Annotated in this window: 10 protein-coding genes and 1 tRNA gene; 6 read left to right on the top strand and 5 right to left on the bottom strand. The window is 46.3% G+C overall.

All coding sequences use genetic code 11. The features are described from left to right. Positions 1-3: 3 nt before the first annotated feature. From QTP81_RS02265 to pepA, 3 genes are read right to left on the bottom strand one after another with little or no spacing between them, the layout of a single operon-like run. Positions 4-2,784 carry a valine--tRNA ligase gene (locus tag QTP81_RS02265; RefSeq protein ID WP_289363444.1) on the bottom strand — a complete coding sequence of 927 codons (2,781 nt, stop codon included), beginning with the start codon at positions 2,782-2,784 and terminating at the stop codon, positions 4-6. Further along, positions 2,777-3,211 (bottom strand): DNA polymerase III subunit chi, encoded by a 435-nt coding sequence (locus tag QTP81_RS02260; RefSeq protein ID WP_289363443.1) that lies wholly within the window; start codon positions 3,209-3,211, stop codon positions 2,777-2,779. Before QTP81_RS02260 ends, QTP81_RS02265 begins: the two co-directional genes overlap by 8 nt. Positions 3,212-3,216: 5 nt before the next feature. Beyond that, positions 3,217-4,722: a leucyl aminopeptidase gene (pepA, locus tag QTP81_RS02255; RefSeq protein ID WP_289363442.1), complete on the bottom strand. Its 1,506-nt coding sequence runs from the start codon at positions 4,720-4,722 to the stop codon at positions 3,217-3,219. 213 nt (positions 4,723-4,935) lie between these two features. Between pepA and lptF the strand changes: the two genes are divergently transcribed. Then, complete coding sequence (lptF, locus tag QTP81_RS02250) at positions 4,936-6,045, top strand: LPS export ABC transporter permease LptF (RefSeq protein WP_289363441.1); 1,110 nt, start codon at positions 4,936-4,938, stop codon at positions 6,043-6,045. After that, entirely contained in the window at positions 6,045-7,106 is a 1,062-nt protein-coding gene (gene lptG / locus QTP81_RS02245; RefSeq protein ID WP_289363440.1) for an LPS export ABC transporter permease LptG, read from the top strand. The genes lptF and lptG overlap by 1 nt, the downstream gene beginning before the upstream one ends. A gap of 7 nt (positions 7,107-7,113) precedes the next feature. Here the strand turns inward: lptG and QTP81_RS02240 are convergent, their stop codons facing one another. Beyond that, positions 7,114-7,557, bottom strand: a complete 444-nt coding sequence (locus tag QTP81_RS02240; RefSeq protein WP_434532964.1) for an RDD family protein — start codon at positions 7,555-7,557, stop codon at positions 7,114-7,116. Positions 7,558-7,819: 262 nt separating this feature from the next. Here QTP81_RS02240 and QTP81_RS02235 point away from each other — a divergent pair. Continuing rightward, positions 7,820-7,906 (top strand) — tRNA-Leu (locus QTP81_RS02235). 612 nt (positions 7,907-8,518) lie between these two features. Here QTP81_RS02235 and QTP81_RS17185 read toward each other — a convergent pair. Beyond that, positions 8,519-8,791: a PRC-barrel domain-containing protein gene (locus tag QTP81_RS17185; protein WP_353059713.1), complete on the bottom strand. Its 273-nt coding sequence runs from the start codon at positions 8,789-8,791 to the stop codon at positions 8,519-8,521. Positions 8,792-9,464: 673 nt separating this feature from the next. Here QTP81_RS17185 and QTP81_RS02230 point away from each other — a divergent pair. From QTP81_RS02230 to hflC, 3 genes are all read left to right on the top strand, one after another. Then, positions 9,465-10,883: a class II fumarate hydratase gene (locus tag QTP81_RS02230; protein WP_289363438.1), complete on the top strand. Its 1,419-nt coding sequence runs from the start codon at positions 9,465-9,467 to the stop codon at positions 10,881-10,883. 165 nt (positions 10,884-11,048) lie between these two features. Further along, entirely contained in the window at positions 11,049-12,107 is a 1,059-nt protein-coding gene (gene hflK, locus QTP81_RS02225; RefSeq protein ID WP_289363437.1) for an FtsH protease activity modulator HflK, read from the top strand. Continuing rightward, entirely contained in the window at positions 12,100-13,086 is a 987-nt protein-coding gene (hflC, locus tag QTP81_RS02220) for a protease modulator HflC (RefSeq protein WP_289363436.1), read from the top strand. The genes hflK and hflC overlap by 8 nt, the downstream gene beginning before the upstream one ends. Positions 13,087-13,094: the final 8 nt, after the last annotated feature.

The raw sequence follows: 13,094 nt of genomic DNA, 5'->3' as shown, positions 1-13,094 counted from the left end.
GAATTAGATAGCTTCGATGCTCTTGTACTGCTCTTGCAATTTAGCTAATTGCTGAGAGGCTTCGGCAAGCTTCTGCTTTTCTTTTTCAATCACCGCTTCTGGGGCTTTACTCACAAAGTTCTCATTGCTGAGCTTGCCTTGCGTGCGTGCCACGTCTTTCTCGATTTTTTCCATCGCTTTGCTGATCCGCGCCAGCTCGGCATCTTTATCGATAAGCCCCGCCATAGGGATCAAAACTTCCATCTCACCCACAATCGCGCTCGCTGATGGTGGTGCTGTTTCGTCTTGAGCCAACACTTTCACATCTTCAAGCTTGGCCATACGCGTTACGTACAACGACAACGTGTCGAAGCGCTGCTCATCTTCAGCGGTAGCATTGCGCAGCATGACCGACAGTGGCTTGTTAGGTGAAATATCCATTTCGCCGCGAATGTTGCGAATACCGACAATCACTTTCTTGAACCATTCGATGTCTGCCAAGGCGTCTTGATCAACACCTTCTGCTGGCATTTGTGGAAACGCTTGCGTCATAACGCTCGCCGTTTCGCCTGCACCGACTGCCGTTAATGGTGCAACACGTTGCCAAATCGACTCAGTAATAAATGGCATTACTGGGTGAAGTAAACGCATTAATTGTTCAAGTACGTTCACTAGCGTGTGACGCGTGCCGCGTTTTTGTGCGTCACTGCTGTGCTCTGAGTTAAGCACTGGCTTGGTAAGCTCTAAGTACCAGTCACAGAACTGGTTCCAAGTAAACTCATATAATGCTTGTGCAGCAATATCAAAACGGTATTGCGCGATGGCTTGTTCAAAATCTGTAACAGTTTGATAAAAGCGCGCCCAGATCCAGCGATCCGCTACGCTTAACTCCCGTTCACTTGCTGATGCATTGGCACCGGTGTCTTCAGTTTCGGTATTCATCAGCACGAAGCGCGATGCGTTCCAAATCTTGTTACAGAAGTTGCGGTAACCTTCAACCCGGCCCATATCAAAGTTAATATCACGGCTAGTTGACGCCATCGCCGCAAAGGTAAAGCGAAGTGCATCAGTACCATAACTGGCAATGCCCTCTGGGAACTGTTTACGCGTGCGCTTAGCAATTTTCTCAGCTTTCTGTGGCTGCATCATGCCGCCGGTGCGCTTTTCAAGTAACGCGTCTAAGCTGATACCGTCAATCAAATCGATCGGGTCAAGTACGTTACCCTTCGACTTCGACATCTTGTCGCCTTGCTCATCGCGAATAAGACCGGTGATGTAAATGTCTTTAAACGGAATTTTGCCGGTGAACTTCTTGGTCATCATGATCATACGTGCGACCCAGAAGAAGATAATGTCAAAACCGGTCACTAGCACTGAGCTAGGTACGAATGTTTCTAGCTCTGGTGTTTTTTCAGGCCAGCCCATAGTTGCAAATGGCCACAGGGCAGAAGAGAACCAAGTATCTAATACATCTTCATCTTGTTTTAACGCAACCGCATCGTCTAAGCCGTTTTCACGGCGCACGGCAGCTTCATCTTCGCCTACGTAGATATTACCCGCATCGTCATACCAAGCTGGAATTCTGTGTCCCCACCACAACTGACGCGAAATACACCAGTCTTGAATGTTGTGCATCCATTGATAGTAGGTCTTGTTCCAGTTCTCTGGAACGAAGCGGATCTCACCACTTTCAACCGCTTCAATGGCAGGCTTCGCCAGCGACTCAACCGCTACATACCATTGGTCAGTCAAATACGGTTCGATAACCGTACCGGAGCGATCGCCGCGTGGCACTTTTAAGCTGTGTGGCTCAATTTTTACCAATACACCTTGCGCCTCTAGATCAGCGACAATTTGCTTACGCGCATCAAAACGATCCATACCGCGATAGGCTTCTGGCACGTCATCGTTAAGCTTGGCGTCGTCGGTTAGGATATTGATCATCGGCAAGTCGTGACGCTTACCCATATCGTAATCGTTAAAGTCGTGAGCAGGCGTGATTTTTACACAACCTGTACCAAATTCTTGGTCAACATAATCATCCGCAATGATTGGAATTAAGCGGCCTGTAAGTGGTAGCTTAATTTCTTTGCCGACCATGCTTGCATAGCGTTGATCGTCTGGATGCACGGCAACAGCGGTATCGCCCAACATGGTTTCAGGGCGCGTAGTTGCTACCACTAGCTCGCCAGAGCCGTCAGCCAATGGATAACGCATATGCCACATGTGGCCCGCTTCTTCCTCATTGACAACTTCTAAGTCAGAAACCGCTGTGTGCAGTACCGGATCCCAGTTAACCAAACGCTTACCGCGATAGATCAAACCCTCTTTATGCAACTCGACAAATACTTTTGTCACCGCTTTGGATAAGTTCTCATCCATGGTGAATACTTCGCGATCCCAATCGGTCGAAGTCCCCAAGCGACGCATTTGCTGACTAATCGTACCGCCTGATTCGGCCTTCCACTCCCAGACTTTTTCAAGGAAGGCTTCGCGACCTAGATCATGTCGGCTTTTGCCTTGCGCGTCCAATTGACGCTCTACCACCATTTGTGTGGCGATACCGGCGTGGTCTGTACCACATTGCCATAAGGTGTTGTCGCCTTTCATGCGGTGATAACGCGTTAACGTATCCATGATAGTGTGCTGAAACGCGTGGCCCATATGCAGGCTACCGGTCACATTCGGAGGTGGCAACAAAATACAGTAAGGCTCGCCCTGCCCCGAGGGTTTGAAATAACCATTTTGTTCCCAGTCGGTATAACAGGTTTGTTCAATTGCACCAGGATTAAAGGTCTTATCCATTATTTGTCTCTTTTGCTAACGGCTGAAACTGCAATTGGCAGCCAGCCCTTTGGTAATTTTTATAACGTTCACGCGCCGCTTGTTTACCGGTTTCGTCGGTAGGCACAAATTCAATCACTTGGCGTGTGCGATTGTTCACAGCTATCGTCGTGTCGCTTAAGTTTACAACCACGGCGCGCGTTTCACTCACAGGTGGCCACACAATAGTTACCGGCGCACCATTTGGTGGGCCCTCACCGCGCAAATTGTGCGGAATAAAGGCGTCAGTTGGCTGTTGCCACAAATGCTCATCCCAGTGTTCTCCCTGTACTTGGTCAGAACAAACAACCAGGACATGCTGTCGAGCACGGTACTGGCTGGTGATTAACTGGGTTGCAGCGGCAGTAAGATCATCGTCTTGCAGCTGATAAAACGTTACTTGCGTCATCAAAATTAATCTTCAGTGCGCAAGCCTGCACGGTTCATCAAAAACTGCGTCAACATCGGTACTGGACGACCTGTCGCGCCTTTGTTTTTGCCCGAAACCCAAGATGTTCCGGCAATATCCATATGCGCCCAGTTGTACTTTTTAGTGAAACGCGACAAAAAACATGCGGCCGTGATCGTACCTGCAGGTCGACCGCCGAGGTTTGTCATATCAGCAAACGGACTTTCGATTTGCTCTTGATACTCATCCCACAATGGCAAACGCCACGCCTTATCTGAGCTTTGCTCCGATGCATTGACTAACTCGTGTGCCAACGGATTGTGCGGGCTCATCACGCCAGTGGCGTGTTTGCCCAGGGCGATAACACAAGCGCCCGTTAAGGTAGCAATATCGATGACAGTGTCTGGCATGTAACGCTCAACATAAGTCAATGCATCACACAAGACTAAGCGGCCTTCCGCATCTGTATTTAACACTTCTACGGTTTGACCTGACATGGTTGTGAGGATATCACCTGGACGATAGGCTTTACCGTCAGGCATATTTTCACACCCAGCCAGCACGCCGATAATGTTCAATGGTAAGTTGAGCTCAGCCACCGTATGCATTACACCCAGAACAGATGCCGCACCACACATATCGTATTTCATTTCGTCCATGGCTTCGCCAGGCTTGATTGAAATACCGCCGCTGTCAAAGGTTAAGCCTTTACCAACTAATACGATGGGCGCGTCGTCATCGCTAGCACCTTTGTGGTGGATGATCGACATCATCGATTCGTTCTCTGAACCGCGACCAACCGCGAGATAGCTGTGCATCCCAAGCTCTTCCATTTGCGCTTCGTTAACGTGTTCAAGGCTCAAATGTGGATATTCAGCGACCATGTCTTTGGCTTGCTGATACAAGTACTCAGGGTTACAGATATTCGGCGGCATATTCGCGACATCACGCGCTGTACGTGAACCTACCGAAATCGCTAAGCCGTGCTCAAGTGCGCGCTCACCAATTGGCAGCTCTTTACGCGTTGGCACGTTAAATACGATTTTGCGCAAAGGACGGCGAGGCTCGCCTTTCTTGCTTTTTAATTGCAAAAAGGTGTAGAGAGAATCTTGTGTTGCTTCCACCGCCTGACGCACTTTCCAATATACATCACGCCCCTTAACGTGCAGATCCGATAAGTAACACACCGCTTCCATTGAGCCGGTTTCATTCAAAGTACGAATCGTTTTGGCAATAATTTGTTTGTACTGACGCTCGTCTAACTCGCGCTCTTTACCACAACCGACTAACAAAACACGCTCACTGAGTACATTCGGCACATGGTGTAATAACAGCATCTGGCCCGCTTTGCCTTCCAAATCACCGCGGCGTAACAAGCTGCTGATGTAACCATCGCTGATTTCATCTAATTGCTCTGCTACTGGTGATAACCGACGCGGTTCATACACGCCCACGACAATACACGCGCTACGTTGTTTTTCAGGGCTACCACTTTTTACACTAAATTCCATAATAATCTCTCGTTCAACAGGGCGGTTTTAATCGATCAAATTGTCATTTTAATCCAATTTGCATTAACCTTTTGCTGTTGCTTGTGATTTAATATGCGGGCAATTGAATGCGTATATGCTTGACCGCATGTCGACAAAACATGTCAAAACACTGAGTTTACTTAAATCTGTGACTGCTTTCACTAAAAATCCAAGTTTGTGTGTGACTAAGCAATGCTAATTTTCCGTTACCTGCTTAAAGAAACACTAAAATCTCAATTCGCGATTTTTTTCGTTTTGATGGCAATATTCATCACCCTGCGATTCGTGCGGGTGTTAGGCGATGCATCAGACGGCGATATTCCTGCCAGTTTAGTGGTGGGTTTTCTGGCGTTATATAGTCCTGTCTTAGCCTCCTTAGTACTGCCCATTAGTGCCTTCTTGGGCATCATGCTAGCCTATGGAAGGTTATACGTTGATAGCGAAATGACCGTAATGAAAGCTTGTGGCATCAGTGAGTGGTACGTCACACGCGTCATGCTAGTGCTGTCGGCGTTCCTCATGGTAATTACCGGTGTTGTGACCTTGTGGCTTGCACCGCTATCAGCTGAAAGTGAGTACCAACTACGCGACAAGGCCAGTTCTGAAGCGAGCATCGCGGCTTTAATCCCAGGCCGATTCCAACAAACTGGCAACGATAAGGCGGTAATCTTTATTCATGAAGTCGATACTGAATTGGACCAACCGCTGCGCAAAATTTTCTTGTCTCAGCGCAAGCAGCAAAGTGCAGGGCCACCGGATGTGCACATAGTTTATGCGGACACTGGCAGTATTTCGGTCAGCGAAACCGGCGAGCAAAACCTTATCCTCAACAACGGTAATCAGTATGAAGGCAATTCGGCCAACAGTGACTATCGCATTGTTGAATTTGACGAGTATCAAATTCAAATCAGTGAACAGGCTCCACAAGAATCCAGTCGCAAAATGGTTGCCGTTCCGACATTAGACCTTTTGAATGATGGTTCTATTGAAGCTATCGCAGAGTTGCAATGGCGCATAGCCATCCCGCTTTCACTACCATTTTTGGTATTGATTGCAGTCCCTCTGTCCGCCGTTGACCCCCGCCAAGGCCGATTCGGTAAGATGTTTCCAGCTATCCTTTTATACCTAGGCTACTTTTTACTGCTACTTGCTAGCCGTCGTGTACTCGAAGATGGGAAAATCCCCGCGCAAATTGGTTTGTGGTGGGTACATCTGATCATGCTGGTTATTGGTATTACCTTAATTGCGAGGGATAGGCGCACTGGTACTTGGGTGCGGTCATTGCTGCGGAGGCGCAGCTAATGTTTAAGATCCTCGATTTATACGTAGCCCGTACCCTGCTGGGCACAGTCACACTGACGCTGACTATTTTATTGGGTCTTAGCGGGTTGATTAAATTCGTCGAACAACTTCGTCGTATTGGCGAAGGTGAATACGATATGACAGTTGCCTTGTTGTATGTGATATTGAGCCTGCCCCGCGATCTTGAACAATTCTTCCCCATGGCTACCCTACTCGGTGGCCTAATCGGTATGGGCGTATTGGCGACACATTCCGAGCTGGTTGTGATGCAAGCTGCGGGGCTTAGCCGTTGGAACATTATCGGCTCGGCGATGAAGTCATGCGTGGTGATGATTTTGGTGGTAATGGCAGTCGGCGAGTTTGTGACCCCAGCCAGTGAATCAAAGGCCAAAGAGATCCGCACCGAAGCAATATCCGGTGGTAGTTTATTCTCTTCCGAACAGTTGGTCTGGGCTAAGGACGGCGATAATTTCGTGAGCATTGGCCAAGTGGTATCACGTGAGTTACTGCGTGAAGTCACCATCTACTGGTTCGATGAATCGCTAAATTTAACCCGTTTAACCTATGCCGAAGAAGCTGCTTATGCTGCGGATGAATGGCAATTGAAAAGCGTAAATCACACCTACTTCTCTGACTTAGCCATCCGCCAAGAGTCGATAGAATCCAACAGCTGGCCCTCAACGCTTACGCCTGACAAGCTTGGCGTGGTAGCCGTAAAACCCGAAGCACTGTCTATTCGCGGTTTACTCGATTACGTGACCTATTTAGAAAATAATGCCCAAGATCCATCGCGCTACGAATTAGCCCTTTGGCGAAAAATAATGCAACCGGTCTCGGTTTCGGTGATGCTGTTGATGGCGCTGAGTTTTATCTTCGGACCACTGCGCAGCGTGACCATGGGCGCACGTGTGATTATGGGTGTGCTGACTGGCTTTGCATTCTTTATCAGCAACGAAGTATTTGGGCCACTGAGTTTGGTGTATCAATTACCCCCCATACTCGGCGCGTTGGTGCCCAGTTTTGTATTTATCGCGATCGCTGGATTCCTGCTGAGGAAGTAGTGAGCCACTACCAAGAACGGTGGTGGTTATCTTCCTTGCTTAAGCTCAACACTTCAATTTGCGAAATGCGATCTTGTAAGGCCAGTTTGTGCTTAAAATCAAGCAGCACCAAGAGAGTACCGAGCCCACCAAATGCACTGATCATTCTCAGCAGCAAGCGTCCGTAGCCTACCGGTTTATCTGTTAGCGAATACATGCGCAAACGCCATGCTCGCATCCCCAATGTTTGACCGCCATTTTTCCAAAAGTACAAGAAAAAGCCAATAACCCAGAGTAATACCCAGGCTTGGATGATGCTGGTGTACAACAACGACTGCTGAATAAAGTCATTAAATAACATACCTCCGGTATGCGGGATCACGTTGGTTTCATACAAAATCAGCAGGGTAATAATAATGACCAGTGCCGCACACATCGCCACTGCGGTTGCCACCAGTACATCGTAAACCATGGCGGCTAATCGCTTAAAAAATCCAGCGCGTTTGGGTTGGGTTTTACTCTCGGTCACGGCTACAGCTCTAAAAGTCGGGTATGTATGATTACCTATAGTCTGACAAAGTTGATCAACCTGCGCTAGCACTTCTGCTGAATAGCACAACAAATGAGCTATTGATAAACCGATGGTAAAATTCTCTTGCGTGGATTTTTTAGCTCGCTATAATGCGCAACCTCGAAGCGTTAAACTACGTATCGAGCATTGCATGGTTACCATTGCCAGAGTGGCGGAATTGGTAGACGCAGCGGATTCAAAATCCGCCGCCCGTGAGGGTGTGCCGGTTCAAGTCCGGCCTCTGGTACCATCATCTAATGACGATTCGAAAAATCGTGTACCGGCTGAAAGGTCAGTCCCATCAAGCCCGGCCTCTGGTACCATCATCTAATAACGATTCGAGAAATCGTGTACCGGCTGAAAGGTCAGTCCCATCAAGCCCGGCCTCTGGTACCATCATCTAATAACGATTAGAAAAATCGTGTACCGGCTGAAAAGTCAGTCCCATCAAGCCCGGCCTCTGGTACCACTATGCACACCAACCGACGAAAGTCGGTTTTTTTGTGCCCGGAGAAAGCGCACCCTGTGGGTGTACTTTCGGAGACACACCACGCTAGGTCACTGTTACGTATAATAGAGGTTTGTCTTTGTGCATAGTTATTAGAAGATTCGACCTTTATTGAAAATATAACAACGATTCCTTTGACTTGGAGATCGTGGTTATGAGATGTCTAGCTAGTTAGAAGCGACCACATGGTAAGCTGCGAAACTCAACGACGAAAAAATGTAGAAGAAAAAATTCAACAACAGACTGACTGCGCAACTAAGCTCTTTAGACCTTTACATGTTTAAATTGGTATCTTTAACGTTAAAATAGCCGAGAACTTCCGTCGCCCATTTTGTATTTTCCATATTTGGCCAGCTATTCGCATTGAATGATGGAGCCCCCCTCAAACCTTTTCTTTGGAACGGATAAAGTGAAGCATTTTTTCTCGCGGTCCAATATTAACGAGCGCCATGGCACTGCGGTTAAGTTCCCGCCGATCCCGAAAAATCCGCCATGGGCGATGATAGCATAAGTTACCACCCCTGTTGGCAGGCTAACCATCAAACTGTTTAATTTACCTAGCTTTTGTTCCTTATGGTTGTAAACACTATTGTTGCATAACGTATTGCTGCTTAGGTACCACTGCATTTCTTTAACCGAATTGGGTTTGGATGGAACTCGTTTTACTTGGTGAGCGAGCACATTCATTGTCTTGTTCCTAAAAGATTCATTGCAAGAAAAATATACCAACGGACGAGTTGGCGTTCTGTTCGCTAGCGAACGGAAAGATACTAATAAAGCATCTAAGCTTTACTTGAACTGTTGGCAATCAAGCTAACGGTGAAACGCCAGAGGCATTTATGCAAACTCCAACGAAAGATGGCAAGCCCGACCAAGAAAAGCAACTAGCTCCGAGCAAAGAGCCGCAAAAGCAACAATCAAAGCAAGACCAAAAGAAACAGCCATGATGGTTCTTGTTAATGTGTCGCAAAATGTATTGTAAGAGCTTTTCATATCCCTCATTGATTCTAAAATACGTTTGATTTTGATGTGTATTCCCCGGGGGGGGACCTGGGGTATTTTAACTGAACTAAGCAAACCGTTATTATTAATTTCTATTAATTACCAGATAACTAGCTTTGAGAAAGATTACCGAACAGTTCAACCGCAATGGAACAGCGCTTAACTGTTGCTTCAAGATCACAAAAACGATAGTGGGTCGGAGAAAATGTCGATTTTTATAAGACGGGTAAAGGACTTGTGAACAGCACAGATGATTTGACAATACCGAATGCAAGACACGTTTATGTGGCATCACAGTATGTCGTTTAAACCTGTCTCTACGTTTATACAAGCCAACAAAGCTCAATCGGAGTGCACGGAAAAGGTGAGTCAAGGTGTATGGTGGGGGAAACAAACGCAAAGCTCATTACTGCACTTTAACATTGGTAAGCAGTGTTTTGACCATGATTTTATTCATGCTCTGGTAGCAATTAAGCTTTTATGTGCAGATGTCAACTATGCAGAAGGCCTGTTGAATAAGACACAACATCACGCAATTTTATATGCCTGTAAATTAATCATTAAAGGACACTATGAAGATCAGTTTCCATTGCGGATTTGGCAAACTGGTTCTGGCACACAAACCAATATGAATGTGAACGAGGTTATAGCCTCGCTTGCGAATGCTTATCTGCGTGATCAAGTTAAAACCTTTGAATTGCTTACAAAAGACAAGATTCACCCCAACGATCACGTCAATATGTCGCAATCCTCAAATGATGTATTTCCTAGCGCTATGCACGTAGTTGTGGCACAGCAATCGACACGAAAATTATTGCCTTCGTTAAACAAACTTTGTCAATACTTACAGGAAAAACAATCGGAGTTTAAAGGTGTTTCATGCGTAGGGCGCACCCATTTAATGGACGCTATTCCATTGCCAGCAGGGGCAATTTTGTCGGTATATTTGAGCGAACTAAATCATGCTAAGTTGGACCTCCAGGCTAGTTTACAACAAGTTTTCAAGTTGGCACTCGGGGGCACGGCCGTTGGCTCGGGGGCTAATTCTCCCCCCAATTTTGGCCGCCAGGTTATTGCAGGTTTGGCAAAGCGCTTTGAGTTGCCATTTGAACAGCATGAAAATCTATACACTGCCGTGTCTGGAGAATCAGCATTGTTAAAATTTAGTGCGTCACTGAAACTACTGGCTTCGGTATTGCTGAAAATGGCGAATGATTTTCGGCTTTTGGGTAGTGGCCCTCGATGTGGCTTGAATGAGTGGATATTGCCTGCCAATGAACCCGGTAGCTCAATTATGCCCGGCAAAGTAAATCCTACCCAATGCGAGGCTTTAAGTATGGTTTGCATGCAGGTGTTTGGTAACGATCTCACCGTTTCTCTAGCGGCCTCTGCTGGCCAATTACAGTTGAACACCTCACGACCCGTCATTATTCACAACATTATGGAGAGCATAGAATTATTATCCGATGCAATACAATCGTTTGCGGAAAATTGCCTATATGGATTAACTCTCAACAAAGCACAGATTGAGCAGAATATGACCAACAACTTATCCATTATTACCTTACTTACACCAGAGCTGGGCTATGACATGGCAGCCTCTATTGTAAAGGAGGCACAGAAAAAACACCTCTCGTTAGCCCAATCTGCTGAATCATTAGGCCTCTTCAGTCGCACTGACTTCGAGGACTTATTAAAACGGAACGCCTTTCAGTAGCATTATTAAAATGGGATGCCTAGACATTTAAACCCGTCAAAATAACGATTCGAAGTAATTTTATCTGGCTAATGTTTGCTAACGAACATACTCCACACAGTGTCTCGATTAAACTGTAAGTGGTGAGATTTACCAATATCCCACCAATAACTTGAGGCAAAAATCATGGCGCAAGAAAATGACCCTTCAAGAAATCCTTGGAAGAGTAACTTACCGCCTCCTGATTTAGATCAGGCAATCAAGCAGTTCTTCAACCGTTTCAAAAAATGGCTTCCTGGGGGAAGCCCACATGCATTTTTCACTCTCGCGCTGATCTTTGTTGTCGGGTCAGTCCTATGGAGTGCCGTATATACAGTACCCAGTGATTCAGTGGCGGTCGTACAACGCTTTGGGAAGTACATTAAACAAGTCCAGCCAGGTTTACATTTTCGCTATCCATTTGGAATCGATTCGGTCCAAATTGTCCCAGTAAAGCGCCAACTCAAACAAGAGTTTGGCTTTAGTACCCCAAATGCCACTGACCCGAATCAAAGTCTGCGTAATATAGATCCTCAACGAGAAACCCAGATGGTTACCGGAGATTTAAATGCGGCTTTGGTCGAATGGGTAGTGCAATACAGGATTTCTGACCCCGTTAAATTTTTGTTTGAGGTCAGAGAGCCCAGTGAAACTCTCCGATACGTATCGGAGTCGGTCATGCGTGAAGTGGTGGGCGACCGCACTGTTGATGAAGTCATAACTATTGGCCGCCAAGAAATTGAATCTGAAGCGTTAATAAAAATGCAGGCTACGTCAAGCAAATATGCCATGGGTATAAGCATCGATCAGGTACAGTTGAAAAACATTAATCCGCCTAAGCCTGTTCAGGAATCCTTTAATGAAGTCAATCAAGCACAGCAGGAAAAAGAAAAGCTAATAAATGAAGCGCGGCGCGATTACAACAAAGTTATTCCGCTTGCGGAAGGTGAAAAAGATCAACGTATTCGAGAAGCAGACGGCTACCGCCTAAAGCGTATTAATGAAGCAAAAGGTGACATTGCTCGGTTCAATGCCTTGTTTGCTGCATATATCAAAGCCCCCACAGTAACACGTAAGCGAATTTATCTAGAAACCATGCAAGAGGTTATGCCAAGGGTCTCCAGTAAAGTAATTCTGGATGTTGATTCACAGAGCATTTTGCCGTTACTAAATCTGAAAACTGAAGAACAGGCGAATCATGAATAAAGTGAAACGGTTAACAATTGCCGCAATTGTATTAACGGCCAGTATCGCCATAGTGTTGAACAGTGCACTGTACACCGTGAGTGAGGTAGAACAAGTTATTGTTACTCAATTTGGCAAGCCCGTCGGCGACGCCATAGTCACTGCAGGTTTGCAATTTAAAGTGCCATTTATTCAGCACGTTAACCCTATCGAAAAAAGGGTGTTGGAATGGGACGGTAGTCCATCTGATATGCCAACCAAAGACAAGTTATATATCTCGGTTGACTTATTTGCTCGGTGGCGAATTACCGATCCACTCCAATATTTTTTGCGTTTGCGAGATGAACGAAGTGCGCAATCCAGACTTGATGACATCCTTGGTAGTGAAACCCGCAATGCAGTAGCTAAACATGAATTGATAGAAATCATTCGGACAACCAAAGATCGGACTCCGCAGCGTGACGAATTGCCTACTGCTGGAGAAACTGCATCGGATATAGGAACGTTGGTACCCATTCATAAAGGTCGTAAAATCGTCGAATTAGAAATTTTTAGATCGGCGGCAGAGAAGGTCAAAGTTTTTGGTATTGAACTACTGGACATTCGCTTCAAACGAGTGAACTACAACGCTAGCGTAAGGCCAAAAATCTACGATAGAATGATCAGCGAACGGCGACAGATTGCCGAACGCTTTATTTCCGAAGGCAACGGTGAAGCTGCGCGAATTCGAGGCAACAGGGTACGAGATCTGGACAAAATTCAGTCGGAAGCATACCAACAAGTAGAGGCCATTCGTGGCGAGGCCGACGCTTTGGCCGCGCTGATATATGCTAGCGCCTACGGCCAAAGCCCTGAAGCAGCAGAGTTTTACCAGTTTACTCGAACTATGGCAGCCTACCCTTCGGTCATAGGTAACAGTACAACCTTAATTTTGACCACGGATAGCGAACTTTTTAAATATCTTAAGGAACCGGGGCTTGAGGAAGAAAAAGGTAATTAACGGGTAAC

Origin of the sequence: Neoalteromonas arenosi (assembly GCF_030362855.1) — a bacterium.
GTDB lineage: Bacteria > Pseudomonadota > Gammaproteobacteria > Enterobacterales > Alteromonadaceae > Alteromonas_E > Alteromonas_E arenosi.
This window is presented reverse-complemented; position numbering and strand designations above follow the sequence as displayed.

Coding starts and splice junctions, on each gene's coding strand:
- QTP81_RS02230 (WP_289363438.1), top strand. CDS start 9,465: ATGTCGTTTAAACCTGTCTCTACGTTTATACAAGCCAACAAAGCTCAA.
- QTP81_RS17185 (WP_353059713.1), bottom strand. CDS start 8,791: ATGCAGTGGTACCTAAGCAGCAATACGTTATGCAACAATAGTGTTTAC.
- lptG (WP_289363440.1), top strand. CDS start 6,045: ATGTTTAAGATCCTCGATTTATACGTAGCCCGTACCCTGCTGGGCACA.
- hflK (WP_289363437.1), top strand. CDS start 11,049: ATGGCGCAAGAAAATGACCCTTCAAGAAATCCTTGGAAGAGTAACTTA.
- QTP81_RS02240 (WP_434532964.1), bottom strand. CDS start 7,557: ATGGTTTACGATGTACTGGTGGCAACCGCAGTGGCGATGTGTGCGGCA.
- QTP81_RS02260 (WP_289363443.1), bottom strand. CDS start 3,211: ATGACGCAAGTAACGTTTTATCAGCTGCAAGACGATGATCTTACTGCC.
- pepA (WP_289363442.1), bottom strand. CDS start 4,722: ATGGAATTTAGTGTAAAAAGTGGTAGCCCTGAAAAACAACGTAGCGCG.
- hflC (WP_289363436.1), top strand. CDS start 12,100: ATGAATAAAGTGAAACGGTTAACAATTGCCGCAATTGTATTAACGGCC.
- QTP81_RS02265 (WP_289363444.1), bottom strand. CDS start 2,784: ATGGATAAGACCTTTAATCCTGGTGCAATTGAACAAACCTGTTATACC.
- lptF (WP_289363441.1), top strand. CDS start 4,936: ATGCTAATTTTCCGTTACCTGCTTAAAGAAACACTAAAATCTCAATTC.